This window comes from Halomonas sp. KM007, assembly GCF_050709225.1.
GTDB lineage: Bacteria > Pseudomonadota > Gammaproteobacteria > Pseudomonadales > Halomonadaceae > Vreelandella > Vreelandella hamiltonii.
In genome coordinates this window covers 3,141,355-3,167,021 of the sequence record NZ_CP136131.1, presented here as the reverse complement: position 1 = coordinate 3,167,021, position 25,667 = coordinate 3,141,355, and the positions used below count along the sequence as shown (strand labels likewise).

The window sequence follows — 25,667 nt, the reverse complement described above, 5'->3', positions numbered from 1 at the left end:
AAAGCCGCCGGATGCCTTGCATCAGGCGGCTTTTTCAATGGTGATCAACACGCCTGGCCACAGGCGACGCCACTCGCCCAGGCCCACTGAAAGTTGTAACCACCCAACTGGCCCGTGACATCCAGCACTTCGCCAATGAAACGCAGCTGGGGTAAGCCTCGTACTTCAAAATTCTTCGACGAAATGGCCTCAGTACTGATCCCGCCCATGGTCACCTCTGCCGTACGCCAACCCTCTGTGCCCGCCGGTTTCACCTGCCACTCATTGAGGTACTCTGCCCAGCAATCGATCGCCTCGTTGCTGTACTGTGCCAATGGCATGGCGGTGGCGTGCTCGGGGTACCATTCCACTATCGCCTGTGCCAGACGTTTGGGAAACCGCTCACCCAGCCAGGTAGACAGCATGCGCTTGGGAGTTTGCTCACGCGCATGACGCAGCGAAGCCGCCACCTCCTCACCCGGCAATAAATCAATCGTAATGGCGCTACCGGGCTGCCAGACGCTCGAAATCTGGAGCATCGCCGGCCCCGACAGCCCCCGATGGGTAAACAGCATGGGCTCATTGAAGCGCCCTTGACCACAGCTGACCGATACCGGCACGCTGAGCCCTGACAGCGTTTCGGCACGCACTTTCCAGACATCACTGAGCGTGAAGGGCACCAGCCCAGGCCGAGTAGGCAACACTTCAAGTCCAAATTGACGGGCGAGATCGTAACCAAAGCCCGAAGCCCCCATGGTGGGAATGGAGAGCCCCCCCGTGGCCACTACCAACACACCACAGCTGATGGTGCCCATCGAGGTAGTCAACTGCATTCCCTCGCCCAGGCGCTCCACCTTGGAAATGGACGTCTTCAATGCCAGTTCGACACCGGCCCATTCACATTCGGTCAGCAGGACTCTCACGATCTCCTTGGCGGAGTCGGCACAAAAGAGTTGCCCCGGCGCTTTTTCCACATACTCCACGCCATGGCGCTCCACCAGAGATACAAAATGTTCTGGACGGTAACGTTTCAACGCAGAAATGCAAAAATAAGGATTTTCCGAATAAAAATGGCTTGGTGAGGCATCAAGGTTGGTAAAGTTACAGCGGCCTCCTCCCGACATGAGGATTTTCTTGCCCGGTTTATTGGTATGGTCAACCACCAGCACGCGCCGCCCTGCATAACCTGCTTGAGCCGCACACATCAACCCGGCGGCACCTGCGCCAATGACGACGACGTCGTAAACCATCTTGGAAGCCCTACATGAAAAGCTGACTATCTTAGCAGTAGTAAGGCTGCTCAGCACTTTACAAGCCCAAAATAAATGTACATACAATGTACAACAAATATCTTTGCATTCCGCTATCTTGCCATTTGCCCTTATCACGGCAGTCGATTTCAGGATAATGCAGGTCACCTCTGTTTACGTTGAGACGCCAATGCTTGTTTACAAACGCCTCTTCTGCTGTCTGTTGCTGGCCGCCTTGCCGCCATACGCCATAGCACAAACCCCACCACCCGTGATCGGTCACTACGCCACAGCCAGCGCCTGGTCCGACCCATTAGAAGCCCTGGGCACCCTGCGTGCCGACGAGAGCGTCACACTATCAGCCACCGTGACCGATACCATTGCCGAAATCACCTTCGAAGATGGTGCCCAGGTCGAACAGGGCGAGCTGCTGATACGCCTTGAAGATGCCGAGGAGCAGGCGCTGCTGAGGGCAGCACGAGCGATCACCGATGAGCGCCGTAACGCGGTGGGCAGAACGTCTCAACTTCAGGAACGCAACTTGGCCCCCCGCGCCGAACTGGAAGATACCCAAGCGCGGTTGAGGCAGGCAGAAGCCGATGTCCAGGCGTTAGAGGCACGCCTGGCCAACTATCAGGTAGTGGCACCGTTCAGTGGTCGCGTCGGCTTTCGTAATGTCAGCGCTGGCGCACTGGTGACCCCGGGCATGGAGCTGGTGACCCTCGACAAGCTGGATGTCATGAAACTGGATTTTACCGTACCGGAAGTGTTTCTGGGCCGCCTGTCGGCAGGGCTGGCGCTGAGCGCGACCACCGCCGCCTACCCGGATGATGTCTTCCGCGGTGAAATCGCCAGTATTGGTACCCGTATCGACCCGGTGTCTCGCAGTATCAGTGTGCGGGCCGAGCTGGCCAACCCAGAGCTGCGCCTGCGCCCCGGCATGTTGATGGAGGTCGTCGTGCAGCAACGCGTGCGCAATACGTTGGTACTGCCTGAAGCCGCTATCGAGCCGAGCGGCAATCGCCATTTCGTGATGGTCATTCACGAGGAGGAAGGAGAGCATCGCCTGGAGCGCCGAGAGGTCGCCTTGGGTGAGCGTCGCAGTGGCGAAGTGGAAGTGCTCGAAGGCGTGGCAGATGGCGAACTGGTGGCAGTACACGGTCTGCAGCTGGCACGAGATGGCCAGCAGGTACGTTTACTGGGCATCACCGATGAAGAGACCAGCATCCGTACCCTGCTGGAGGCTGACCGCTGATGCGCTTATCCGACATCTCCGTACAGCGCCCGGTGCTGGCCATGGTCATCGCCGCGCTGATCGTGGCCTTCGGCCTGCTGGCGCTGAATCGCCTGCCGCTGCAGGAGTACCCCACGGTCGACCCACCGGTCGTCAGCATCGATACACGTTACCCCGGTGCTTCGGCCAGCGTGGTCGAAACCCGCATTACCCAGGTGCTGGAAGATCGTATCGCCGGGGTAGAAGGGATCGAGCTGATTACCTCCCAGAGCGAAGATGGACGATCACGCATCCAGATCGAGTTTGCCATCAGCATGGATATCGACGCGGCGGCCAACGATGTGCGCGACCGTATATCGGGTGCCTTGCGCAACCTACCCGATGATGCCGACAACCCTGAAGTCACCAAGGCCGACAGCAGCGATGAAATCGTCATCTGGCTGAGTCTCTCAGGGGCGGACTACTCGATCACCGAGCTCACCGACTACGCCAACCGTTTTCTGGTAGATAGCCTGTCGGTGCAGCCGGGGGTAGCCAGGGTGCGCGTGGGCGGTGGCCGCGACTATGCCATGCGTGTCTGGCTGGACCGCAACGCGCTGGCAGCACGAGGCCTCACCGTGGGTGATATCGAGGATGCCCTGCGCGCCGAAAACGTCGAGCTGCCCGCCGGCTCCATCGAGTCCGATGATCGCCAGTTCATCGTACGGCTGCCGCGCAACTTCGCCACCGCCGATGACTTTCAGCGGTTGGCGGTTACCCAGGGCAGCAACGGGCACCTGATTCGTCTGGCCGATGTGGCCCGAGTGGAAGTGGGCTCGGTAGAAGACCGTTCGGTGTTTCGTGCCAACGGCGTGCCCATGGTGGGGCTAGGCATGATCATGCAGTCCACCGCCAACGTGGTGGAGCTTTCCGAAGCGGTGCAGCAGGAGCTGGAGCGCTTGCAAGGCACCCTGCCCGAGGGCATGTCATTGACGCTCAACTACGACGCCTCGGTGTTCGTGTCGGGTGCCATCGACCAGGTGGTCATGACGCTGTTCATCGCCATGGGCCTGGTAGTCATCGTGATTTTCCTGTTCCTGGGCAACCTGCGAACGACCATCGTGCCTGCCGTGACCGTCCCCATCGCCGTGATTGGCGCCTTCACCGCGCTGGCTGCCATGAATTTCTCGATCAACCTGTTGACGCTGCTGGCACTGGTACTGGCCATTGGCCTGATCGTCGATGACGCCATCGTGGTGTTGGAAAACATCAACCGCCGCATGCACGATTACGGTGAAACGCCGCTGGTGGCGGCCTTCCGCGGCACTCGACAGATCGCTTTTGCGGTCATTGCCACGACCCTCGTGCTGGTAGCCGTATTCGTGCCCCTGAGTATGCTTCAGGGCGATATCGGCAGACTGTTTTCCGAATTTGCACTGACCATGGCCGCCGCGGTGGTCATCTCCACGCTGCTGGCCCTGACCCTGACCCCCATGATGGCTTCCAAGATCCTCAAGCCGGGGATGCACGATAGTCGCATTGGCCAAGGGGTCCAGTGGCTGCTGGACGGTGCTCGGAAACGTTACCAGCGTGCGCTGGAAGTCGTGCTGGCATTCAAATGGGTAGTGGTGGCCTTGTTTGCGCTTCTGGTGGCGGGCACTGCCTGGCTGGCCTCGGCACTGCCCAGCGAGTACACCCCTCAAGAAGACCGGGGCAACTTCATCGTGCTGGTCAACGGGCCCGAAGGCGCCACCTTCGATTACATGATGGATTACATGGATGAAATCGAAGCACGCCTGACACCCTTCGTCGATAGCGGTGAGCTGGAGCGCGTGGTAGTAAGGGCTCCGCGGGGGTTCGGCAATATCGAAAACTTCAACAGCGGCTTCATCATCGTCAACATGGCCGACTGGGGCAGCCGCCGCAGCGCCTGGGAGATCATGGCAGACGTGCGTCACACTCTGGGGTCCCTGCCTGGAGTCCAGGCCTTCCCGGTCATGCGCCAGGGGTTTGGTCAACGCACCCAGAAACCGGTCCAGTTCGTGTTGGGGGGTGGCACTTACGAGGAGCTGGCCAGCTGGCGGGATACGCTGGTCAACCATATTCGCGAGCACAACCCGCGCCTGACCGCCGTAGAGAGCAACTACAACGAAACCCAGCCGCAGCTCAGGGTCGACATCAACTACGAACGGGCCGCCGCGCTGGGGGTCACCGTCACGGAAATAGGCCGTACGCTGGAGGTGCTGCTCGGTGGGCGCAACGTGACCCGTTACGTGGATGACGGCGAAGAGTACGATGTGATTCTGGAAGGCGACCGTGGCCGCCAAAACAGCCCGCGAGCGCTGGACAACATCCAGGTGCGCTCCGCGCGGTCCGGTGAGCTGATTCCGCTGGCCAGCCTGGTAACACTCTCTGACTTCGCTGGCGCCAGCACGCTCAACCGCTTCGATCGCGTGCGCGCCATTACCATCGAGGCCAACCTGGCCGATGGCTACCCACTGGGTGAAGCGCTGGCCTACCTGCAGGAGACCGCAGACACCATTTTGCCAGAAGAAGTGCAGACCAATCTGGCAGGCCCTTCTCGAGACTTCCAGCAGGCCAGCGGGGCGACGACCTTTCTGCTGGTGCTTGGCGCCGTGGTGGTATTCCTGGTGCTTGCCGCCCAGTTCGAGAGCCTGATTCACCCCTTCGTGATCATGCTGACGGTGCCGCTGGCCATGAGTGGCGCCCTGCTGGCCCTGCTGCTGACCGGCCAGTCATTGAATATCTACAGTCAGGTGGGGCTGGTGCTGCTGATAGGATTGGCGGCCAAGAATGGCATCCTGATCGTCGAGTTCGCCAACCAGCTGCGCGATGAGGGTCAGGCCTTTCGTTCGGCCCTGATCGAAGCGTCGGTGACCCGCCTGCGGCCCATCCTGATGACGGCGGTGACCACCATGGCCGGGGCGATTCCGCTGATCGTTTCCAGTGGCCCTGGCGCAGAGTCTCGCCTGGTAATTGGCACGGTGATCATGGCGGGGGTCGGCGCGGCCACGGTGTTTACGCTGTTCGTGGTGCCGGTGGCCTACGACTTGCTGGCACGCTACTCAGGCTCGCCAGGCGCCGTCAAGCGGCAGCTGGAAGAAGAAATTGCCAATGCGCCGGAGGCCGACCACGAACCGCTGGCTACGCCCGAGCGCTAGGCAACCTCTTCTACCGAGTAGACAGACAACAAGGGCGCCAAAAGGCGCCCTTGTTGTTGAAAACCGCTGCTGAAGATCGTTAAAGCAGTGCGTACGGTTACTCGCAGTCGCCGATGCGCTCGCCTTCGATCACGGTGTTCATGGTCAATTCGCCCATGGGTGACTGGGTGAAGATGTCCACGCTACCTTCGATACGCTCTCCCATGAAGCGCATTTCACCATCGATATTGGCTTCGCCGCCTTCAGCACGGCACACCATGCTGTACGAAAGACCATCGGCGTTCATGTCCTGGTGCTGCAGCTCGCAGCCTTCTTCTTCTTCAATGAAGCCAAACTCTGCGCCATCCAGCTCTTCCTGGGTGATGCACTGACGCTCGGTTTCCGTCTGGTCGGGAATCTGCATGTCACCGCTGATACTGGTTACGCTGACGAACTCCCACTCGCCAGGCGTTACGTTGGGTGTTTCCGCCAGAGCGACCATCGGGAAGGCCAATAAGGCCGCTACTGCCATGTGACGTTTCATCATCGTTTTTTCTCACTAGGTTAATTGGGCAAACCCGCTCATATCCTACCTGATTCGTTCCGCTTGTGCCCGCCCCAGGCAGGGCTGTTACACTGGATATCCTTTTTTCACCTGGCAGGGCAACCGCCATGCATGACGACGCGCTGGTTCCTCACGACTTTTATTGCCCTTACTGCGACACGCCGCTGACCTTCGTGATCGACACATCTCAGGGCAGCCATGATACCTGGGAAGACTGCCATCAGTGTTGCGCGCCGATACGACTGCAGGTGGTGGTATCGCCTTTCACAGGTGAACTCGACGCCGTCATCACGGGTAGAGACGACGACGTCTTGTGAGCCATGCTCAGGCCGCGTCAGCCTGCTGTATCTGAGCCACCCGCTTGGCCTCGCTGCGGCGCATGAAGTACCACGCCAGCAGCGTCGCCAACGAAACGGTCAGAATGATCAGCGTCGCCAACGCGTTGATCTTGGGAGATACGCCCATGCGCACGGAGGAGAACACCACCATGGGCAGCGTATTGGCTCCGGGGCCTGACACGAAGCTGGCGATCACCAGATCATCCAGCGACAGCGTGAACGCCAGCAGCCAGCCTGCCGCCAGTGCTGGTGCAATGACCGGCAGCGTCACGCAGAAGAACGTCTTGACCGGCGGCGAGCCAAGGTCCATGGCCGCTTCTTCGATGGAGCGTTCCAGTTCCCGGAGCCGCGCCGACACCACCACGGCCACATAGGCACTGCAAAACGTGGTGTGGGCAATCCATATCGTCGCCATCCCCCGGTCAGCGGGCCAGCCGATCAGTTGCGCCATCTGCACGAACAGCAGCAGCAGGGAAAGCCCGGTGATCACTTCGGGCATGACCAGTGGTGCCGTCACCATGCTGGAAAGCGCCGTCTTGCCTCGAAAATGGCCATAGCGGGTCATCACGAAGGCGGCCACCGTGCCCAGGCACACCGCCATGCTGGCAGCGAAAAAGGCGATTTTGAGACTGGTCCATACCGCCGAGAGAATCTGCCGGTCACGGAACAGCTCGCCGTACCAATGAGTCGAGAAACCCGCCCACACCGTCACCAGGCGCGATGAGTTGAACGAGTAGAACACCAGCACGAACATCGGCAGATAGAGAAACAGCAGGCCAAGCACCAGCATCACCGTGGTAAAGCTGGGGCGCCGAGAGGAAGTCATCATTGTTCGAGCTCCCGTGACTGGTAACGGTGGAACCATACGATCGGGATCAACAACAGCAACAGCATGACCATCGCCAGCGCCGCAGCCACCGGCCAATCACGATTCAGGAAGAACTCTTCCCAAAGCACCTTGCCGATCATCAGGGTGTCAGGCCCTCCCAACAGCTCGGGGATCACGAACTCACCCACCGCAGGAATGAATACCAGCATGGAACCCGCCACGATGCCCCCCATGGAAAGCGGCAAAGTGACTTTCAGGAAGGTATTCACTTTACGCGACCCCAGGTCTGAGGCCGCTTCCAATAATGACGTATCCAGACGCGTCAGATGGGCATACAGCGGCAGCACCATGAACGGCAGGTAGGCATACACGATGCCCACGACGACCGCAAACTGAGTATTCATCATGCGTAGCGGCGAGTCGATGAGGCCGATGCTCAGCAGCAGATTGTTGATCAGGCCATTGTTGCTGAGTATGCCCATCCACGCATACACGCGGATCAGAAACGACGTCCAGGAGGGCAGCATCACCAGCAGCAGCAGAATCAACTGCCAGCGCCCCGGGGCTCGGGCCATGGCATAGGCCATGGGATAACCGAGCAGCAAGCACACCACCGTGGCGGTAAATGCCGTCTTGATGGAGCCCCAGTAAGCCGCGACATACAGCGAGTCGGTCAGCAAGAACAGATAGTTGCCGACATTCAGAAAGATACTCAGGGTTTGATCGGCATACTCGACCAGCGGTCCGTAGGGAGGAATGGCAATCGCCCCTTCGGAAAGGCTGATCTTGAGCACCAACGCAAACGGCAGCAAAAAGAACAGCGTCAGCCAGGCCAGCGGGAACGCAATCACCGCACGCCGTCCCAGCTTCATACGCTTGATCATGCCGGTAAAGCCAGATGGCATCATGGTAGGCAATCTCCTTCAAGAGACCGAATCATCAGCGATTCAACACGATGGCGCTGTGATCTTCCCAGTAAACATAAACGCTATCCTCCCAGGTGGGACGATCACCGCGACGCTCCGTGTTGGCCATGCTCACCTTGATCAGCTTGCCCGAGGCCGTGCGCACGTAATACAGCGAATACCCCCCCAGATAGGCAATGTCGTCCACCTTGCCAGCCTCCCAGTTGTATTCGCCGGTTGGCTGTTCACGGGTCAGCCAGATTTTCTCGGGGCGTAGGGCCGCCCATACTCGACGGTCCACCGCCTGGGTGGTGATCCCGTGATCGAGATAGATAGGCCTTGAAAGCGAGGGGCTGGCGATGCGGCAATGGTCGGCCGCGTCCTCGATGATCTCCCCTTCGAACACGTTCACGGTACCGACGAATTCAGCCACCATGCGGCTAGCGGGGCTTTCGTAGATATCGACCGGAGAGCCCACCTGCTCGATCCAGCCATCGGCCATGATCGCCACGCGATCCGCCATGGTCATGGCCTCTTCCTGATCGTGAGTCACCATGATGCAGGTAACGCCTACCTGTTCGATGATCTCAACCACTTCCAGCTGCATTTCCGTGCGCAGCTTCTTGTCGAGGGCGCCCATGGGCTCGTCCAGCAGCAAGAGCTTGGGCCGTTTGGCCAATGAGCGCGCCAAGGCCACCCGCTGGCGCTGGCCGCCAGAAAGCTGATGCGGCTTGCGCTTGGCAAAGCGTTCCATATGCACCAGTTTCAGCATCTGGGCTACCCGCGCCTCGATTTCCGCCTTGGGCAGCTTGTCCTGTTTCAACCCGAAGGCGATGTTCTGCGCCACCGTCATATGCGGAAAGAGCGCATAGGATTGAAACATCATGTTGATTGGGCGCTTGTGCGGCGGCATGTCGGTAATGTTTTCGCCACTCAGCAGGATGCGACCCTCGCTCGGCGTCTCGAAGCCCGCCAGCATGCGCAGCAGGGTCGACTTGCCAGACCCCGAGCCCCCCAACAGGGCGAAGATTTCGCCGCGTTTGACCTGCAAATTCACGTCATCCACCGCCAGCGCGTCATCGAAGCGCTTGCTCAGGCGTTTGACTTCCAACACGATATCCTCGGCAAAACGGGGTGCCTTTCCCTGTGGTCTCAGCGACGGGGGAATGGCAGATGACGAGGATGAAGTGTCGTTCGACAGGGGCGTAGTGACCATTCGCCACTCCCATCAAAAGGCCCGAGAAGCCGGGCGATAAAAGACGAACAGCGAGCCAGGCAACTGCCCGGCTCGCTGTCAGACAAGGGTCGGTTTAGCGACCAGACTTGACGCGGTTCCAGATACGAGTACGCGCACGCAGCACGTCCTGCGGCTTTTCCGCCTGAACGTACAGGTTCTGCATGACGTCTGCATCCGGATAAACCGCAGGGTCATTCAGCAGCTCCTCGGAAAGGAACTCGTTCGCGGCCAGGTTGGGGTTGGCGTAGCTAACGTACTCGCTAATCTCGGCGGCAATTTCCGGGTCGAGAATAAAGTTGATGAACGCATGGGCGTTCTCGGGGTTAGGCGCATCGGCCGGCACGGCCATCATGTCGAACCACAGCGCAGCGCCCTCTTTCGGGATGCTGTAAGCGATGGTGAAGTCACGCCCCGCCTCTTCAGCTCGGTCTGCTGCCTGGAACACGTCGCCCGAGTAGCCAGCGGCGACACAGATCTCACCATTGGCCAGGTCAGAGATATAGCGCGAAGAGTGGAAGTAAGTGACGTGGTTGCGTACGGCCGCAATCACTTGCCCGGCAGTTTCGATGTCCTCCAGGTTTTCACTCAGCGGGTCGCCGCCCGAGTAGGCAATGGCCGGCGAGAGCATTTCGTCTGCCGAGTCCATCATGGAGATGCCGCAACCGGCCGCATGCAGAGCCGCGGTAATTTCCGGATCAAAGAGCAGTGCCCAGCTATCCACCGGGGCATCGTCACCGAGAATCTCCTTCACTCGCTCGACATTGTAGCCAATGCCATTGGTGCCCCACATGTAGGGGATGGAGTACTGGCTGCCCTCATCGATGGCTTCCAGGTTGGCCATCAACTCCGGGTTGAGGTTTTCGAAGTTGGGCAGCTGCTCGTGGTCGAGGGGCTGGAACACCCCCGCTCTGGCTTGACGGGTAAAGTAGTAGTTGGAGGGTACGACCACATCGTAGCCCGAGCGGCCAGACAGCAGCGCCGCATCGAGGATCTCGTTACTGTCGTAGACATCGTAGGTCACGGAGATACCGGTGCGCTCGGTGAATTTCTCCAGCGTTTCCGGCGCAATGTAGTCGGACCAGTTATATACCCGCACTTCATTGGCGTGGGCAGCGGTGGCCGCTACGGCAAAAGCGATTGCCGTAACGGCCACTGAACGTTTTGGGATGTTCCCCATCTAGCTACTCCTTATCTCGAAAGTCCACTTGTCTTGAAAGTGCCCGTCGAACAGGCGCGCCGGGCCTGGCAACGGTTAGCGCTGACGCCGATACCTCTTTGACTCATTTGCCGCTGCTGAGAAACAGCTTAGGCCATTATCCTGACCGTGCGAATTTTGCGGTGCAGCGCTCTCTATCGCAAGTACAAGTGAAAAATTCTTGCATTACACCACTGGCGACCCCACATCCATGGGCGCGAGCAAACATAGAGACTGGCTATTGGCAGCATCATTTTTTCCAATTTTAGCTATTAGTCGTAGTTCGCTAATATCAGCAACAACTTTTCCAACTACCATTCACTCACTGCGGAGATGTTTTCAATGTCTTTGATCAATACCGAAGTAAAACCGTTTAAAGCGACTGCTTACCTGAACGGCGAGTTCGTAGACGTGACTGAAGCGGACCTGAAAGGTCAGTGGTCTGTCTTCTTCTTCTACCCCGCCGACTTCACCTTCGTATGCCCCACGGAGCTTGGCGATCTGGCCGACAACTACGAAGCCTTCAAGAAGCTGGGCGTCGAGATCTACAGCGTCTCTACCGACACTCACTTCACTCACAAGGCCTGGCACGACAGCTCCGAGACCATTGGCAAGCTCCAGTACCCGATGATTGCCGACCCGACCCTGCAGATTTCTCGCAACTTCGAAGTGCTGATCGAAGAAGCCGGTCTGGCCGAGCGCGGCACTTTCGTTGTCGACCCCGATGGCAAGATCCAGATCGTCGAAATCAACGCTGGCAACATCGGCCGTAACGCCGAAGAGCTGCTGCGCAAGGTCAAGGCTGCCCAGTACGTTCGCGCCAACCCGAACGAAGTATGCCCGGCCAAATGGAAAGAAGGCGAAGAGACTCTGGCCCCGTCTCTGGACCTCGTAGGCAAGATCTGACGCCTACCGTTGCCGACTCGACTCGTGTCGGTCGGCAGCACCACACCCGGGCATGCCCCGGGTGTCTTTTTTTCAGCACCCTGTTAACGCATCCCTGTTTTCCCACACGCTTGCCCCTTACCACACCCAAGGCTGGCGTGCCTGGTCGAGAACGTTCTACTGCTGACTGCGAGGAACCACTGTCATGCTGGACGCCAATTTAAAGAATCAGTTGAAAGCGTATCTGGAAAAAGTGACTCAGCCCTTCGAGATCGTTGCGTCCCTCGATGACGGTGCCAAGTCACGTGAGCTGCTGGGCCTGCTGGAAGACATCAGCAGCCTCACCGATAAAATTACCCTGCATACCGACGGGCAAGATAGCCGTACCCCGTCGTTTGCGATTAACCGCCCCGGCGAAGAGACCGGCGTGGTGTTTGCAGGCATCCCCATGGGCCACGAGTTCACCTCGCTGGTACTGGCACTGCTGCAAGTCGGTGGTCACCCACCAAAGACCTCTCAAGAGCTGTTAGATCAAATCAAGGATCTCGACGGCGAGATGCTGTTTGAGACCTACTACTCGCTCTCCTGCCAGAACTGCCCGGATGTAGTTCAGGCGCTGAACCTGATGGCGATCTTCAACCCGAACGTGCGTCATGTCGCTATCGACGGTGCGCTGTTCCAGGATGAAGTCGAATCGCGCGAAATCATGTCCGTGCCCAGCATCTACTTAAACGGCAAGCCGTTTGACCAGGGCCGCATGACCCTTGAGCAGATTCTGGCCAAAGTGGACACTGGCGCTGCCGAGCGTGAAGCCAAGAAGCTGAGTGAAAAAGCTGCCTTCGATACGCTGGTGATTGGCGGCGGCCCAGCAGGTGCAGCGGCAGCCATCTACTCCGCACGTAAAGGCATTAACACCGGTGTTGCCGCCGAGCGCTTTGGTGGCCAGGTATCCGACACCATGGGTATTGAGAACTTTATCTCTGTTACCCACACCGAAGGCCCCAAGCTGGTCAGCGCACTTGAAGAGCACGTTAAAGAATACGAAGTCGACGTGATGAATCTGCAACGTGCTACGTCGTTCAAAGCAGCAGAAGCCGAAGGCGGCCTGCACGAAGTGACCTTTGAGTCTGGCGCGAAGCTGAAGAGCAAAACTCTGGTACTGGCCACCGGTGCCCGCTGGCGTGAGATGAACGTGCCCGGCGAGCAAGAGTACCGCAACAAAGGTGTTGCCTACTGCCCCCACTGCGACGGCCCGCTGTTCAAAGGCAAGCGTGTCGCGGTGATTGGTGGCGGTAACTCCGGCGTTGAAGCCGCTATCGACTTGGCTGGCATCGTCGGCCACGTAACGCTGGTTGAGTTTATGGGTGAAATGCGCGCCGACGCCGTACTGCAGAAGAAGCTGAAGAGCCTGCCTAACGTCGACATCGTGCTAAATGCCCAAACCACCGAAGTGACCGGCGACGGCAGCCGCGTCAATGGCCTAACTTATAAAGACCGCAACACCGATGAAGTGAAGAGCATCGCGTTGGAAGGCATCTTTGTACAGATTGGCCTGGTGCCTAACACCGAGTGGCTGAAAGGCTCGCCAATTGAAATGTCACCCCGTGGCGAGATCATCGTCGATGCCCACGGTATGACCTCGGTGCCCGGCGTGTTCGCCGCTGGCGATGTCACCACCGTGCCCTACAAGCAGATCATTATTGCGATGGGTGAAGGTGCCAAAGCGTCGCTGGGCGCCTTCGATTATCTGATTCGTAACTAATCTGCTAGATGACTGGCTGATAGGGCGGCAGCGCCGCCCTACTGAGTTCGTTCCCTTTGACGTGAAGACCGTGACGTCGCGCCCGCCTCCCTGCGGGCTTTTTTATGCGCAGGCGCTGTGTGAGAGTCGTGCGTGAATGTCGTGTGCGAGTGTTATGTGCGAGCGCTACACACCGGGCACGCCGGGTCTCTTGGCACCTGAAAATGGCGCCACTGGCCGCTTAAGCCATCAAACGTAGATAAGCCCTGATGCGCCGTCCCCGCGCCACTTAAAAGCTTAAACGCCTCCACCGCCTGGAAGCAGCCAATCAGCCCCACTAAAGGGGCCATGACACCGCTCTCTGCACAGCTCAGCGCTTCATCTTCGCTATCCCCTGGCGGGTATAAACAGGCGTAGCAGGGGCACGCTTCATCACGCGGGTCAAACACCGCCAGTTGGCCCGAAAAGCGAATCGCCGCGCCGGAAATCAGCGGTACGCCTGCCTGCTGGGAGGCGGCATTGATGGCATAGCGGCTGGAAAAACGGTCGGTGCAGTCCAACACCACATCCGCCAAGGCCACCAGGGCGGTGAGCGCTTCGCCTTCTGCATGCTGCTCAAGGGCCACAACGTGGCACTCTGGGTTAAGCGCCTGCATACTCTCCTTCGCGGAGCGCGCTTTGTTCACACCAAGACTGGATTGCTGATGGGCAATTTGGCGCTGCAAATTCGTCAGCTCGACATGGTCAGCATCGGCGATAGTAATGTTTCCTACACCAGCCGCCGCCAGATAAAGCGCCACCGGCGAGCCCAGCCCACCGGCACCGATAATCAGCGCATGGGCAGCACGCAGACGTTCCTGCCCGTCAATATCGACCTCGGGCAGCATGATTTGGCGGCTATAGCGCAACAGCGCCTGATCGTCCATCATCGCGTTACTTATCCTCAAATTCCTCGAAGTCGGGGATGTGCAGGCTAAAGCTCTCCTTCACCTCCTCCATCACCACGTAGCTTTTCGACTCTTTCACACCCGGCAATGTCAGCACCACATCGCCTAACAGCTGCCGGTAAGCGGCCATTTCAGGAATACGGCACTTCAAGATGTAGTCAAACTGGCCGGAGACCAGATGGCACTCCTGAATCTGCGGCAGTTTCTCCACCGCACGCCGAAATTCGTCAAAGACAGCAGGCGACTGGGTTTCCAAGCTGATCTCAACAAATACCAGTAAGTTAGCTTTTAATGCTCTGGGGTCGAGAATGGCTTGATAGCCGCGGATAATGCCCGCGCGCTCCAAGCGCTTCACTCGCTCTAGGCAAGGGGTTGTGGATAAACCAACTTCAGAGGCTAGGTCTACATAGGAAATGCGTGCGTTCTCTTGCAGGCAGCGCAAAATTTTCAGGTCGATACGGTCCAGCGTTCTATTTTTTGGTTTCATGGCAGGATCCAATACTGATGAATCAGGCAGTTATTCGAGGTGCCCCAGGGTAACCCGTTCATGGCCACCCATGTCTTGCACGCTTTCAACGTTCTGATAGCCGGCCGCCAACAGTGCCTCACGCACACTGGCCGCCTGCTGGTAGCCATGCTCCATTGCCAGGCAGCCACCAGGGGCCAGGTGGGCCTTGGCCGCCTCGATCACGTGGAGCAGGTCTGCCATGCCGTTGGCATCGGCAACCAGCGCCGAGTGCGGCTCGAAACGCACGTCGCCCTGGCTCAAATGCGGATCATCGGCCGCAATGTAAGGGGGATTACTGACGATGATATCGAAAGGCGGCTCCTCTGCCGGAGGCACGAACGCGCTGAGCCAATCACTCAACACAAACCGGGCATTGGTGATCCCCAATGCGTCGGCATTACGCTCGGCCAGCGTCACGGCTCCGGGGCGAATGTCCGCACCGATGATCTGCCAACCCGGCTTTTCACTGGCCAGCGCCAGCGCAATGGCGCCCGTGCCCGTTCCCAGATCCAGTAGCCTGCCCACCGGGGCAGCGGCGCGAGAAAGCGCCACCTCCACCAGGGTTTCCGTGTCGGGCCTGGGAATCAGCGTGTCGGGAGAAGTCGCCAGCCGCAGTCCCCAGAACCCTCGCTCACCGGTAAGATACGCCACCGGCTGCCCCTGGGCACGCGCGGCTACCAGCGCCTCGAAACGGGCTCGCTCCCAGGTGGGGCATTCGCGATCACCCCAGGTATAGAGCCACGTACGGCTGCACTGGGCAGCGCAGCCCAGCAATACCTCGGCATCCAGGCGCGGCGTGGGAGAGCCTGCCTGCGCCAACCGCTGGGCCGCCTGTGACAGCAAGGCGTCGAAGGTCATCAGCCTTCCTGCAGGGCCGAGAGCTGCTCTGCCTGATACTCATGTATCAGGGGCTCGATCACGTCATCGAGCTGCTCGCCGCTGACCACTTCGGTCAGCTTGTAGAGCGTCAGGTTGATGCGGTGGTCGGTGATGCGACCTTGAGGGAAGTTATAGGTCCGAATCCGCTCACTGCGGTCTCCCGAGCCGACCAGCGAACGGCGTGCATCGGCCTGCTCCTGGCGCTGGGAATCCACGGCATTGCGCTTGAGCTTGGCCGCCAGCAAGGACATGGCCTTGGCACGGTTCTTGTGCTGGCTGCGCTCTTCCTGGCACTCCACCACCACGCCGGTGGGCAAGTGGGTGATGCGAATCGCCGAGTCGGTGGTGTTGACGTGCTGGCCACCGGCACCGCTGGAGCGGTAGGTGTCCACCCGCAAATCCGCAGGGTTAATATCAATATCCCCCACTTCATCCACTTCAGGCATCACCGCAACGGTACAAGCGGAGGTGTGGATTCGGCCCTGGGATTCGGTCGCCGGTACGCGCTGCACCCGATGAGCGCCAGACTCAAACTTGAGGCGGGCATAGACGCCATCGCCCTTCACTCGGGAAATGACTTCTTTATAACCGCCCTGCTCGCCGTGGCTAGCGCTAACAATTTCGACGCGCCAGCCGCGCTTTTCCGCATAGCGGGAGTACATGCGGAACAGATCACCGGCAAAAATCGCCGCTTCATCGCCACCGGTGCCCGCCCGCACTTCCAGAAACACGCCACGGCCATCGTCAGGGTCCTTGGGGATCAGCAGACGTTTCAGCTCGACGTCCAGCGCTGCCAGCTGTTCGCGGCCATCGCTGATTTCCATTTCCGCCAGTTCACGCATCTCTGGATCACTGTCACGGCTCAGCTGTTCGGCCTCGGCGATGCTGTCTTCGACCCCGCGGTAACGTTGCCAGGCGGCCACCAGCTCTTCCAGCTCAGCATATTCTCGCGAATAGTCACGGAAGCGCTGCTGATTGTTGATCACCTCGGGATCGGACAGCAGCATGGCCAGCTCCTCGAAACGGTCGGAGAAGCTATCCAGGCGTTGGCGCAAAGTCTCTTTCATGCGGGTGTATCATCCTTCTGGCGTTTTACCGCAGGCGCAGGCTGCTCAAAGGCAGGTTTAGGCGGCAGTAACAGGCGCGGCGCGGCGTTGAGCAATTCATGGTTTTCCTGCGAAGCAGCGTCACGAATGGCAAGCGTGGGTTGATGCATGAAGCGGTTGGCCAGCTGGTGAGCCATCCGCTCGATGACTTTGGCCGGGTCTTCCCCCTTGGCCAGGCGTTCCAGCGCCTGCTCCCGCGCTTGATCGCGCAGCGCTTCGCCATGACGACGATAATCTCGAATCACTTCGCCGCCATTGCGAATGCGGCGCTCATGCTGCCAGCTGCCGACGCCGTGTTCAATCAGCGACTCGGCCTGGTCGGCAGCCACTTGGCGGTGGCGACGATTCTCTTCGATGACCTCTTCCAAGTCATCCACGGTATAGAGAAACACATCGGCCAGCTCACCCACCTGTGGCTCGATATCCCGTGGCACTGCAATATCGACCATGAAGACAGGCCGATGACGGCGCTTCTTCAGGGCACGCTCGACCATCCCCTTGCCCAGAATCGGCAGCGGGGAAGCCGTGGACGAGATCACGATATCGGCATGCTCCAGTGCATCCGGAATCTCGGGCAGGGTGATGGCCGACCCGCCCAGCGCCGCAGACACCTGTTCGGCACGCTCCCGGGTACGGTTGGCCACGGTGAGCTGACGCACGCCCGCCTCATGCAGATGGCGCGCCACCAACTCGATGGTTTCTCCGGCACCGATCAAAAGCGCCCGTGCACGACTGAAATCATCGAAGATACGGCTGGCCATACTGACCGCCGCGTAAGCCACCGACACGGGGTTCTTGCCGATACCCGTTTCGGTGCGCACCTGCTTGGCCACGGCGAAGGTGTGCTGAAAAAGACGCTCCAGCTCGCCACCCAGGCCCTTGGCCTGACGCGCTTGCTGATAAGCATCTTTTAACTGGCCCAGTATTTGCGGCTCACCCAACACCATGGAGTCCAACCCCACAGCCACGCGCATCAAATGACGAGCAGCGTCGTTGTCGTGGTAGTGGTAGGCGCAGCGGGAGAGCTCTTCAACGCGTAAATTATGAAAACGACCCAGCCAGTCCAGCACAATCTGCTCACCGGCGGCATCCGTCACACAGTAGAGTTCCGTGCGATTACACGTCGAAAGCACCGCAGCTTCGTGGATATGTGGCAGGCCACGCAGTTCAGCCAACGCGCTTTCCAGCTGCGTCGGCGTAAAGGCCACCTGCTCACGCACGGCCACGCTGGCAGTACGATGATTAATTCCCAAGGCAAGAAGCGTCATGCGGTCTGCGTCTTCGCTAGTAGATCGGTCGTCACGTCACTGTTCGTCGTTATCGCTTGGAGAGGAGCCGAACAAGGCAGCTTTAACGGGTGAATTGTGCTGACTCGGCCCGCTTTCAAGGTGGAACATTCTATCACAACACTGCATGTTCTGGCGCACACCACTTTGCCGCAGGCAGCCAAGCCGCTATGCTGAATACTCGGCCACTTGATCGAGATACGCATGCCCCACCGCGCAATACTTCCGGGTTTGTCCCGAGCACTATCGGGTCTCCCTCTGTTACCGCTGGCCGCGACGCTGCTGTTGAGCGGCTGTCAGCTGTCCTCCACGCTTCCAGATCGCGGGTTCATGAGCGCTAGCCGCGACCCCATGCTGACGGCCCCGCCGGTCACACGCGGCCTGGATGCGGCAGGGCTCAGCACGCTGCTGGCCGCCGAGCTGGCTGGCCAGCGCGGCGACTATCGTTATGCAAGCCGTGGCTACCTGGAAGCCGCCCAGCGCTACAGCGCGCCCGGGCTGGCCGAGCGTGCCACCTTTGCAGCACGCTTTGGCAACGACGCCGCGTTGATGGAAGCATCTGCGCTACGCTGGCGCGAGCTGTCGCCCACCGCGGAAACGCCCAATCGGCTGCTGGCCGCCCTGTCACTGCAGCGCGGTGACTGGCTGGACAGCCTGGAACAGCGGCTGGTGATTGCCGAATCGGGCGGCTACGGCGACATATCGAGTTTCGCCGAGCTTGCGGTGGCAGAAGAAGCGCCGCTCAATGTCCTGGTACAGCCGTTACGCACCTATCTGGCGCAACCGGTTGCTGCCGAGCGCGACTCCTACAGCGATGTGCTGCTGGGCACCGCGCTCATCGAAGCCGCCCTGGGCGAGACACAAACCGCTCAGCAGCACCTCGACCTGGTCGAGCAGCGCGAGCCCGAGTCCGCAGCACTGTGGCTGGCCAAGGCACGCCTGGCGCTGGAAAGCGGCGACCACCGCGCAGCTCAGCGGGCGGCCCAGCAAGGGCTGAGCCTGTCACCCGATGACGTGCGCTTCATTCTCATGCTGGCCCAGGCCGAAATCCGCCTCAACAACATTACCGCCGCCGAAACCCAGACCAACGCCCTGCTGGAAACCCACGGCGGCAATCAGGAACTGCGCATCGCCCTGGCTCAGCTCTATCTCGAAGAGGGCCACAGTGAGCCCGCCTATCGGCTGCTGCAGCCTCTGATCGGCCAGGACAGAATTCCCAATATTGCCTACTTTCTGCTGGGCGCCATTGCACAATCTCAGGGCGATATCGACAACGCCCTGCTCTATTACCGCCAGGTGCGCGATGGCAACGAGTTCCTGCCTGCGCGAGCAGCCGCCGCTCGTATGCTGATCGACGACGACCGCCTGCTGGACGCGCGCGCCTTCCTACGCATCGAGCGCATGCGCCACGACACCTACTTTGGCGATCTGGTTCTGCTCGAAGTGCAGCTGCTGGACGATCTCGCCATGGAGCAAGAGGCAAGCGCCCTGCTGGACCGAGAAATCACCCGCACGCCCGACGACACGCGACTGCTGTACCTGCGTGCCATGCGTGGTTGGGAGATGGGCGACCTGGCAGCCATGGAGCGCGACCTGCAGCAGATCCTGCTCACCGAGCCCAACAACCCCGATGCCCTGAATGCGCTGGGCTATACCCTGGCCGACCTGAACATCACCGAGCGCCTGGAAGAAGCCCGGGACCTGATCGAGCGCGCCTATGAAGTCGATCCCGACAACCCGGCCATCATGGATAGCCTGGGCTGGGTATACTTCCGACTGGGCAAACTGGATGACGCCCTGGCGTGGCTGGAAAGCGCCTATTCGCGACTCCCCGATCAGGAAGTATCCGCCCACTTGGCCGAAGTGCTGCATGCCTTGGGGCGCAGCGACGAAGCGCGTCAAGCCATCGCCCGAGCCATGCGGCGTGCCGACCATCACCCCCAAATAGACGAACTGCTGGAACGGCATCCTGAACTAACGCCCGCCAGCACGCCCTAATAGTGCACTCTTCTGGATCCAGACCCTACTGACATGGAGCTTCTAATGTTGACTACGTCATTTCCCTCTGCTCGTCCGACACGCCGCCGCTTGCCTGGTGTACTGCCCACTACTCGCCTATGGGTGGCCGCCCTCGCCCTCTTGACCCTGGCAGGCTGTGCCAGCCAGGCGCCAGTCGACGAAAGCGGTCGCCAGGCAGGCCAGTGGGAACGCCAGCAGGCGCAGGTCGAAGACTTCGACAGCTGGACGCTGGTGGGCAAAGCGGGCTTGCGCACCCCCCAGGAAAACATCAGTGCCAACCTCGACTGGAACCAGACACCGTTCTACTTCCGGATGCTGATCAGCGGTCCCTTTGGCGGCGGACGCAGCGTACTGGAAGGACGTGAAGGACGCTTTTCGCTGAGCACCAGCGACGGCCGCTTCGAAGCCGAAACTCCGGAAGCCCTGATGGAAGAGCAGCTTGGCTGGTCACTGCCGGTACGCGCCATGCCCGACTGGGTGCGCGGCTTGCCCGGCGACCACGCCAGCTATCAGTTGGAAACCGACGAGCTGGGCTTCCCCCGCTTCCTGCAGCAGGATGGCTGGGAAATCGACTACCGTGACTGGGAGCGGGTAGAAGAGATGTGGCTACCCCGCCGCCTGGTCATGAACTACGGCGAGGTACGCATCACCCTGGTGGTCAACCAGTGGCAGGCTGCCAGCCGCACGGCCGAATAAGCGCCGCTTCATCGCCCTGCACTTTCATTTTAGAGAACCGGCATGCCCGCAACACCCCATTCTCTGATTCTACCGGCTCCGGCCAAACTGAATCGCATGCTGCATATCGTGGGCCGTCGACCAGACGGCTACCACGAGCTGCAAACGCTGTTTCAGCTGATCGACCTGTGCGACACGCTGACGCTCACGCAACGCCAGGACAGCCGTATCGAGCTGACCACGCCGTTGGCAGGCGTTGCCGACGATGACAATCTGATCGTCCGTGCCGCACGCCTGCTCCAGCAGAAAAGCGGCCATCACAAAGGCGTATCGATCTCCATCGACAAGTGCCTTCCCATGGGCGGCGGCCTCGGTGGCGGCAGCTCCAATGCCGCCACCGTGCTGGTGGGTCTCAATCAGCTGTGGCAGCTTGGCCTGGATCGCCAGACCCTGGCCACGCTGGGGCTGAGCCTGGGCGCCGATGTGCCGGTGTTCGTGCATGGCCACAGCGCCTGGGCAGAAGGCGTTGGCGAACGGCTCACTCCGGTCACGCTGGACACCCCCTGGTTTGTGGTGATTCACCCCGGCGTGAGCGTCTCGACGCCCGCCATCTTCCAGGATGCGGAATTGACACGCGACAGCCTCCCCATTACTATGGCGCGCGCACTGCAGGGGGGAGCGGCCGAATGGCGCAACGACTGCGAGGCAACGGTCAGGAAAGGCTACCCGCTCATTGCGGATGCACTTGACTGGCTCGCACAGTATGCACCGTGCCGATTGACCGGTACGGGCGCTTGTCTGTTTGCCGCCTTCGACACACCAGAGGCAGCACAGGCAGTGGCCAAGCAAGCCAACCAGCGCTGGAGCGCTTGGGTGGCCAAAGGGCTCAACACCTCTCCCCTACAAGATGCTCTGGGCTGCTGAAAGCGCCCGGTCGTCGCATCAGGCTGTTTGCTGGGGTATCGCCAAGTGGTAAGGCACCGGTTTTTGGTATCGGCATTCCCAGGTTCGAATCCTGGTACCCCAGCCAATCCTGATGTTGATCTGCGTTTTCTCCCCTGATCCCCAACACTGCAAAGGTGGCTGCGCGTGTCAAAATTGATGGTCTTCACCGGGAATGCCAATCCCGAACTCGCTCAAAAGATTGCCGAGAGCTTGGACAGCCGCATGGGTAATGCCACGGTGGGTCAATTTAGCGACGGCGAAATCGCGGTCGAGATCAATGAGAACGTGCGTGGCAAGGATGTCTTTATCCTGCAATCCACCTGCGCGCCGACGAATGACAATCTGATGGAACTCATTCTGATGGTCGACGCCCTGCGTCGTGCATCGGCTGCTCGTATCACGGCAGTGGTTCCCTATTTCGGCTATGCCCGCCAGGATCGTCGTGTACGCTCCGCCCGCGTCCCCATCTCGGCAAAAGTAGTGGCCGACATGATGGTAAAAGCAGGCGTCGACCGCGTCATGACCATGGACCTGCATGCCGACCAGATTCAGGGCTTCTTTGATGTGCCGGTGGACAACGTCTACGGCTCTCCGATCCTGCTCGACGACATCGAACGTCAGAACTATGACGATCTGGTGGTGGTATCCCCCGATGTCGGCGGCGTAGTACGTGCTCGCGCCATCGCCAAGCAGTTGAATGCCGACCTGGCCATCATCGACAAGCGTCGCCCCCAGGCCAACCAGGCGCAGGTCATGCACATCATCGGTGAAATCGAAGGCCGCACCTGCGTGGTCGTCGATGACATGATCGATACCGCAGGCACCTTGTGCAAAGCGGGTGAAGCCTTGAAAGATCATGGCGCGGCGCGGGTCGTCGCCTATGCCACCCACCCGATCCTGTCGGGCCCGGCGGTAGACAACATTACCAACTCCGTACTGGATGAAGTCGTGGTGACCGACACCATTCCGCTGGCCGACCATGCGCGTCGCAGCGGAAAGATTCGCCAGTTGAGCGTTGCTGGCCTGATTGCGGAAGCCATTCGCCGCGTCAGCAACGAAGAATCCGTCAGCGCGATGTTCCACTGATCGCCTGATGTGACAAGCCCCCTTCTGGGGCCATGGGAACGTCGTCGTCTGGTCGCGGGCGGCGGCGTTTCCTTACTTAAACCAAGAGGCAATTAACATGTCTGATTTTATCCTGAAAGCCAGCGTTCGTAACGACCTGGGGAAAGGTGCGAGCCGCCGCCTGCGTCGTGCGAACCAATTCGTACCGGCCGTTGTGTACGGCGGTGAGAAAGGCGCGCAATCCATCTCTGTCGAAAAGACCGCTTTCTACAAGGCGATCGAAGACGAGTCGTTCTTCTCTTCCGTCATCAAGCTGGTCGTCGACGGCAGCGAAGAGCAGGTCGTTGTTCGTGATCTGCAGCGCCACCCCTTCAAGCCGCTGCTGACCCACGCCGACTTTATGCGCGTCGACGCGACTCACGCCATCACCATGAACGTGCCGCTGCACGTGGTGAACGAAGAGAAGTGCGTGGGCATCAAGGACCAGGGCGGTGAACTGCACGTACTGGCCAACGAAGTTGCCATCAGCTGCTTGCCGAAAGATCTTCCTGACTTCCTGGAAGTGGACATCAGCAAGGTCGAGCTGGGCACTACCCTGCACCTGTCTGACCTGACCTTCCCGGCGGGCGTCACTTCCGTTGACCTGTCCCACGGTGAAGAGCACGACAACGCCATTCTGAGCATCACCAAAGTGAAAGTACGTGGTGGTGACGAAGAAGAAGGCGAAGGCGACGCAGAAACCAGCGCCGAGTAAGCCTTGCTAAAGGCGCTGCCAGCGTATGCTGACCAGTGCCGCCTGGGCCATGCCCGCATGGCCCAAGGATGTTAAAATCAAGCGCTTCGGCGCTTGATTTTTTTTGCAGCGTGGCTGCTACCCTGCTTATCTGCAAAGCAGCTGCCAATGAGTCAACGACATATCTTCCAGAACCGTTGGAGGTGGGTAAATGAGCCAGGTAACGGCCATTATAGGACTGGGCAACCCAGGCGCAGAATACGACGCCACCCGCCATAATGCGGGCTTTTGGCTAGTGGACGCCATTGCACACAGCGCCCACACCGAACTGCGTCCTGAGAAAAAGTTTTTAGGGCTATACGCCAAAGCCCGCGTGGGTGACCATGAGCTGCACCTGCTCAACCCCACCACCTTTATGAACCGCAGCGGCGCTGCGGTGGCTGCGCTGACCCAGTTCTTCAAGCTCACTCCAGAGAACCTGCTGGTCGCCCATGACGAGCTGGACCTGCCCCCCGGCCAGGCACGCTACAAGACCGGTGGCGGGCACGGCGGCCACAACGGCCTGCGCGACATCATCAGTGCACTGGGCAACCAGAAGCAGTTCCACCGCCTGCGTATCGGCATCGGCCACCCCGGGGAAGCACTCCAAGTGGTCAATTACGTGCTGGGCCGCCCCGGCAAAGCCGAACAGGAAGCCATCGCTCACGCCCTGGAGGAGAGTCTGGCCACCCTGCCGCTGGCACTTTCCGGCGATTGGGCTAAAGCCATGAACCGCCTTCATAGCGTAAAATAGCAGCACGTTTGATCAGTCGTGTGATCGCACACGTTTATTCACTGTTGGCCAGCGCCCCACGAGATAGCGCTGGCCTAGCGGCCAGGAAGTAATGTATGGGCTTTAACTGCGGTATTGTCGGCCTGCCCAACGTAGGCAAATCCACCCTGTTCAATGCACTGACGAAGTCAGGTATCGATGCCGAGAACTTCCCGTTCTGCACCATCGAACCCAACGTCGGCATCGTTCCCATGCCAGACCCACGCCTGGATAAGCTGGCAGCCATCGTCAAGCCCGAAAAAGTCCTGCCGACCACCATGGAATTCGTGGATATCGCCGGCCTGGTAGCGGGTGCTTCCAAGGGCGAAGGGCTCGGCAACAAGTTTCTCGCCAACATTCGTGAAACCCAGGCCATTGCCCACGTGGTGCGCTGCTTCGACAACGACAACGTGATCCACGTGGCCAACCAGGTAGACCCCCGCGCCGACATCGAAACCATCAACCTGGAACTCGCTCTGGCCGATCTGGATACGGTCGAAAAAGCCAGCCAGCGCCTGGTGCGCGTGGTCAAGGGTGGCGACAAGGACGCCATGGCCACCAAGGCGGTGCTGGACAAGATTCAGCCCCACCTGGCAGAAGGCCAGCCACTGCGCAGCTTTGGCCTGGATGAAGACGAGAAACGCCAGGTCAAAAGCTTTGGTTTCCTGACGCTCAAGCCCACCATGTACATTGCCAACGTCAATGAAGATGGTTTCGAGAACAACCCCTACCTGGACATCGTCCAGGAGATCGCCGCCGAAGAAGGCGCTGTGGTCGTGCCGGTGTGCAACCAGCTTGAAGCCGAAATCGCCGAGCTCGACGACGATGAGCGCAGCATGTTCCTGGCCGAAATGGGCATGGAAGAGCCGGGGCTGGATCGCGTCATCCGCGCAGGCTATGCCCTGCTGGGCCTGCAGACGTACTTCACCGCAGGCGTCAAGGAAGTACGTGCCTGGACCGTCAAGCAGGGGGCCAGCGCCCCGGAAGCTGCCGGGGTCATTCACACCGACTTCCAGAAAGGCTTCATTCGCGCCGAAGTCATCGCCTATGACGACTATGTCTCGCTGGGCGGCGAACAGGGTGCCAAGGATGCCGGAAAATGGCGCCTGGAAGGCAAGGACTACATCGTCAAGGATGGCGACGTGATCCACTTCCGCTTCAATGTGTAACGAAGCAAACAATCAATGCTTGACGAATGACAAAGGGGTGGGTAATATTCGCCCCCGTTGCACGGCTACGTAGCTCAGCTGGTTAGAGCACATCACTCATAATGATGGGGTCCCCTGTTCAAATCAGGGCGTAGCCACCAACACCGAATCGAGCTAGCAATAGCGAAGGCCCGCTGATTTCATCAGCGGGCCTTTTTCGTTCTGGTCCGTTCTGGATTCGCAGATG

At 59.7% G+C, this 25,667-nt stretch carries 23 protein-coding genes and 2 tRNA genes; 14 read left to right on the top strand and 11 right to left on the bottom strand.

All coding sequences use genetic code 11. The annotated features are described in order from the left end of the window. Positions 1–44: 44 nt before the first annotated feature. The gene (locus RVM27_RS15020; RefSeq protein WP_287806807.1) at positions 45–1,229 is read right to left on the bottom strand and encodes a BaiN/RdsA family NAD(P)/FAD-dependent oxidoreductase; all 1,185 of its coding nucleotides are present in this window, start codon (positions 1,227–1,229) and stop codon (positions 45–47) included. A gap of 190 nt (positions 1,230–1,419) precedes the next feature. Between RVM27_RS15020 and RVM27_RS15015 the strand changes: the two genes are divergently transcribed. Then, complete coding sequence (locus RVM27_RS15015; protein ID WP_287806809.1) at positions 1,420–2,484, top strand: efflux RND transporter periplasmic adaptor subunit; 1,065 nt, start codon at positions 1,420–1,422, stop codon at positions 2,482–2,484. After that, on the top strand, positions 2,484–5,624 hold the full coding sequence (locus RVM27_RS15010; RefSeq protein WP_498956911.1) for an efflux RND transporter permease subunit: 3,141 nt from the start codon (positions 2,484–2,486) through the stop codon (positions 5,622–5,624). The genes RVM27_RS15015 and RVM27_RS15010 overlap by 1 nt, the downstream gene beginning before the upstream one ends. 97 nt (positions 5,625–5,721) lie before the next feature. Here RVM27_RS15010 and RVM27_RS15005 read toward each other — a convergent pair whose 3' ends face one another. After that, on the bottom strand, positions 5,722–6,150 hold the full coding sequence (locus RVM27_RS15005) for a DUF3617 domain-containing protein (protein WP_016914416.1): 429 nt from the start codon (positions 6,148–6,150) through the stop codon (positions 5,722–5,724). Between the two features lie 125 nt (positions 6,151–6,275). Between RVM27_RS15005 and RVM27_RS15000 the strand changes: the two genes are divergently transcribed. After that, positions 6,276–6,485, top strand: coding sequence for a zinc ribbon domain-containing protein (locus RVM27_RS15000; RefSeq protein ID WP_039181041.1), 210 nt, complete (start codon positions 6,276–6,278; stop codon positions 6,483–6,485). A gap of 7 nt (positions 6,486–6,492) precedes the next feature. Here RVM27_RS15000 and RVM27_RS14995 read toward each other — a convergent pair whose 3' ends face one another. The 4 genes from RVM27_RS14995 to RVM27_RS14980 form a co-directional block, all read right to left on the bottom strand. Beyond that, entirely contained in the window at positions 6,493–7,335 is an 843-nt protein-coding gene (locus tag RVM27_RS14995; RefSeq protein WP_498956910.1) for an ABC transporter permease, read from the bottom strand. After that, positions 7,332–8,243, bottom strand: coding sequence for an ABC transporter permease subunit (locus RVM27_RS14990; RefSeq protein ID WP_039181044.1), 912 nt, complete (start codon positions 8,241–8,243; stop codon positions 7,332–7,334). Before RVM27_RS14990 ends, RVM27_RS14995 begins: the two co-directional genes overlap by 4 nt. 31 nt (positions 8,244–8,274) lie before the next feature. After that, positions 8,275–9,456, bottom strand: coding sequence for an ABC transporter ATP-binding protein (locus tag RVM27_RS14985; RefSeq protein ID WP_230478335.1), 1,182 nt, complete (start codon positions 9,454–9,456; stop codon positions 8,275–8,277). 94 nt (positions 9,457–9,550) lie between these two features. Next, positions 9,551–10,654: a polyamine ABC transporter substrate-binding protein gene (locus tag RVM27_RS14980; protein ID WP_498956909.1), complete on the bottom strand. Its 1,104-nt coding sequence runs from the start codon at positions 10,652–10,654 to the stop codon at positions 9,551–9,553. Between the two features lie 360 nt (positions 10,655–11,014). Here RVM27_RS14980 and ahpC point away from each other — a divergent pair, with 360 nt between their 5' ends. Both ahpC and ahpF read left to right on the top strand, forming a co-directional pair. After that, a complete protein-coding gene (gene ahpC, locus RVM27_RS14975; protein WP_026001768.1) occupies positions 11,015–11,578 on the top strand; it encodes an alkyl hydroperoxide reductase subunit C in 564 nt (187 codons plus the stop codon). A gap of 184 nt (positions 11,579–11,762) precedes the next feature. Beyond that, a complete protein-coding gene (gene ahpF / locus RVM27_RS14970) occupies positions 11,763–13,319 on the top strand; it encodes an alkyl hydroperoxide reductase subunit F (RefSeq protein WP_062359154.1) in 1,557 nt (518 codons plus the stop codon). A gap of 152 nt (positions 13,320–13,471) precedes the next feature. Here the strand turns inward: ahpF and RVM27_RS14965 are convergent, their stop codons facing one another. From RVM27_RS14965 to hemA, 5 genes are read right to left on the bottom strand one after another with little or no spacing between them, the layout of a single operon-like run. After that, positions 13,472–14,227, bottom strand: coding sequence for a HesA/MoeB/ThiF family protein (locus RVM27_RS14965; RefSeq protein ID WP_287806834.1), 756 nt, complete (start codon positions 14,225–14,227; stop codon positions 13,472–13,474). 4 nt (positions 14,228–14,231) lie between these two features. Then, the gene (locus tag RVM27_RS14960; protein WP_044628221.1) at positions 14,232–14,732 is read right to left on the bottom strand and encodes an Lrp/AsnC ligand binding domain-containing protein; all 501 of its coding nucleotides are present in this window, start codon (positions 14,730–14,732) and stop codon (positions 14,232–14,234) included. A 30-nt stretch (positions 14,733–14,762) separates the two neighbouring features. Continuing rightward, the gene (gene prmC / locus RVM27_RS14955) at positions 14,763–15,611 is read right to left on the bottom strand and encodes a HemK/PrmC family methyltransferase (RefSeq protein WP_498956908.1); all 849 of its coding nucleotides are present in this window, start codon (positions 15,609–15,611) and stop codon (positions 14,763–14,765) included. After that, positions 15,611–16,699, bottom strand: coding sequence for a peptide chain release factor 1 (gene prfA, locus RVM27_RS14950; protein ID WP_287806839.1), 1,089 nt, complete (start codon positions 16,697–16,699; stop codon positions 15,611–15,613). The genes prmC and prfA overlap by 1 nt, the downstream gene beginning before the upstream one ends. Next, a complete protein-coding gene (hemA, locus tag RVM27_RS14945; protein WP_287806841.1) occupies positions 16,696–18,006 on the bottom strand; it encodes a glutamyl-tRNA reductase in 1,311 nt (436 codons plus the stop codon). Before hemA ends, prfA begins: the two co-directional genes overlap by 4 nt. A 348-nt stretch (positions 18,007–18,354) precedes the next feature. Between hemA and RVM27_RS14940 the strand changes: the two genes are divergently transcribed. The 9 genes from RVM27_RS14940 (at position 18,355) to RVM27_RS14900 (ending at position 25,581) form a co-directional block, all read left to right on the top strand. After that, positions 18,355–20,022: a tetratricopeptide repeat protein gene (locus RVM27_RS14940; protein ID WP_498956907.1), complete on the top strand. Its 1,668-nt coding sequence runs from the start codon at positions 18,355–18,357 to the stop codon at positions 20,020–20,022. Between the two features lie 45 nt (positions 20,023–20,067). Continuing rightward, a complete protein-coding gene (gene lolB / locus RVM27_RS14935; protein ID WP_498956906.1) occupies positions 20,068–20,739 on the top strand; it encodes an outer membrane lipoprotein LolB in 672 nt (223 codons plus the stop codon). 42 nt (positions 20,740–20,781) lie between these two features. Next, the gene (gene ispE, locus RVM27_RS14930; protein WP_498956905.1) at positions 20,782–21,642 is read left to right on the top strand and encodes a 4-(cytidine 5'-diphospho)-2-C-methyl-D-erythritol kinase; all 861 of its coding nucleotides are present in this window, start codon (positions 20,782–20,784) and stop codon (positions 21,640–21,642) included. 31 nt (positions 21,643–21,673) lie between these two features. Next, positions 21,674–21,748, top strand: a tRNA-Gln gene (locus tag RVM27_RS14925). A 59-nt stretch (positions 21,749–21,807) separates the two neighbouring features. Beyond that, on the top strand, positions 21,808–22,749 hold the full coding sequence (locus RVM27_RS14920) for a ribose-phosphate pyrophosphokinase (protein WP_172416021.1): 942 nt from the start codon (positions 21,808–21,810) through the stop codon (positions 22,747–22,749). Positions 22,750–22,846: 97 nt separating this feature from the next. Beyond that, a complete protein-coding gene (locus RVM27_RS14915; RefSeq protein WP_287806846.1) occupies positions 22,847–23,482 on the top strand; it encodes a 50S ribosomal protein L25/general stress protein Ctc in 636 nt (211 codons plus the stop codon). A gap of 190 nt (positions 23,483–23,672) precedes the next feature. Beyond that, positions 23,673–24,254 carry an aminoacyl-tRNA hydrolase gene (pth, locus tag RVM27_RS14910; protein ID WP_287806848.1) on the top strand — a complete coding sequence of 194 codons (582 nt, stop codon included), beginning with the start codon at positions 23,673–23,675 and terminating at the stop codon, positions 24,252–24,254. A gap of 95 nt (positions 24,255–24,349) precedes the next feature. After that, entirely contained in the window at positions 24,350–25,441 is a 1,092-nt protein-coding gene (gene ychF / locus RVM27_RS14905; protein ID WP_287806850.1) for a redox-regulated ATPase YchF, read from the top strand. Positions 25,442–25,504: 63 nt separating this feature from the next. Further along, positions 25,505–25,581 (top strand) — tRNA-Met (locus tag RVM27_RS14900). Positions 25,582–25,667: the final 86 nt, after the last annotated feature.

What these genes read in the sequence shown, in the direction of transcription:
- hemA (WP_287806841.1), bottom strand. Translation starts at nt 18,006, where the DNA reads ATGACGCTTCTTGCCTTGGGAATTAATCATCGTACTGCCAGCGTGGCC.
- RVM27_RS14965 (WP_287806834.1), bottom strand. Translation starts at nt 14,227, where the DNA reads ATGATGGACGATCAGGCGCTGTTGCGCTATAGCCGCCAAATCATGCTG.
- pth (WP_287806848.1), top strand. Translation starts at nt 23,673, where the DNA reads ATGAGCCAGGTAACGGCCATTATAGGACTGGGCAACCCAGGCGCAGAA.
- RVM27_RS14995 (WP_498956910.1), bottom strand. Translation starts at nt 7,335, where the DNA reads ATGATGACTTCCTCTCGGCGCCCCAGCTTTACCACGGTGATGCTGGTG.
- prmC (WP_498956908.1), bottom strand. Translation starts at nt 15,611, where the DNA reads ATGACCTTCGACGCCTTGCTGTCACAGGCGGCCCAGCGGTTGGCGCAG.
- RVM27_RS14940 (WP_498956907.1), top strand. Translation starts at nt 18,355, where the DNA reads ATGAGCGCTAGCCGCGACCCCATGCTGACGGCCCCGCCGGTCACACGC.
- RVM27_RS14990 (WP_039181044.1), bottom strand. Translation starts at nt 8,243, where the DNA reads ATGATGCCATCTGGCTTTACCGGCATGATCAAGCGTATGAAGCTGGGA.
- prfA (WP_287806839.1), bottom strand. Translation starts at nt 16,699, where the DNA reads ATGAAAGAGACTTTGCGCCAACGCCTGGATAGCTTCTCCGACCGTTTC.
- RVM27_RS14915 (WP_287806846.1), top strand. Translation starts at nt 22,847, where the DNA reads ATGTCTGATTTTATCCTGAAAGCCAGCGTTCGTAACGACCTGGGGAAA.
- ychF (WP_287806850.1), top strand. Translation starts at nt 24,350, where the DNA reads ATGGGCTTTAACTGCGGTATTGTCGGCCTGCCCAACGTAGGCAAATCC.
- RVM27_RS15005 (WP_016914416.1), bottom strand. Translation starts at nt 6,150, where the DNA reads ATGATGAAACGTCACATGGCAGTAGCGGCCTTATTGGCCTTCCCGATG.
- RVM27_RS14985 (WP_230478335.1), bottom strand. Translation starts at nt 9,456, where the DNA reads ATGGTCACTACGCCCCTGTCGAACGACACTTCATCCTCGTCATCTGCC.
- ahpC (WP_026001768.1), top strand. Translation starts at nt 11,015, where the DNA reads ATGTCTTTGATCAATACCGAAGTAAAACCGTTTAAAGCGACTGCTTAC.
- lolB (WP_498956906.1), top strand. Translation starts at nt 20,068, where the DNA reads ATGTTGACTACGTCATTTCCCTCTGCTCGTCCGACACGCCGCCGCTTG.
- ahpF (WP_062359154.1), top strand. Translation starts at nt 11,763, where the DNA reads ATGCTGGACGCCAATTTAAAGAATCAGTTGAAAGCGTATCTGGAAAAA.
- RVM27_RS15020 (WP_287806807.1), bottom strand. Translation starts at nt 1,229, where the DNA reads ATGGTTTACGACGTCGTCGTCATTGGCGCAGGTGCCGCCGGGTTGATG.
- ispE (WP_498956905.1), top strand. Translation starts at nt 20,782, where the DNA reads ATGCCCGCAACACCCCATTCTCTGATTCTACCGGCTCCGGCCAAACTG.
- RVM27_RS15000 (WP_039181041.1), top strand. Translation starts at nt 6,276, where the DNA reads ATGCATGACGACGCGCTGGTTCCTCACGACTTTTATTGCCCTTACTGC.
- RVM27_RS15010 (WP_498956911.1), top strand. Translation starts at nt 2,484, where the DNA reads ATGCGCTTATCCGACATCTCCGTACAGCGCCCGGTGCTGGCCATGGTC.
- RVM27_RS15015 (WP_287806809.1), top strand. Translation starts at nt 1,420, where the DNA reads ATGCTTGTTTACAAACGCCTCTTCTGCTGTCTGTTGCTGGCCGCCTTG.
- RVM27_RS14960 (WP_044628221.1), bottom strand. Translation starts at nt 14,732, where the DNA reads ATGAAACCAAAAAATAGAACGCTGGACCGTATCGACCTGAAAATTTTG.
- RVM27_RS14980 (WP_498956909.1), bottom strand. Translation starts at nt 10,654, where the DNA reads ATGGGGAACATCCCAAAACGTTCAGTGGCCGTTACGGCAATCGCTTTT.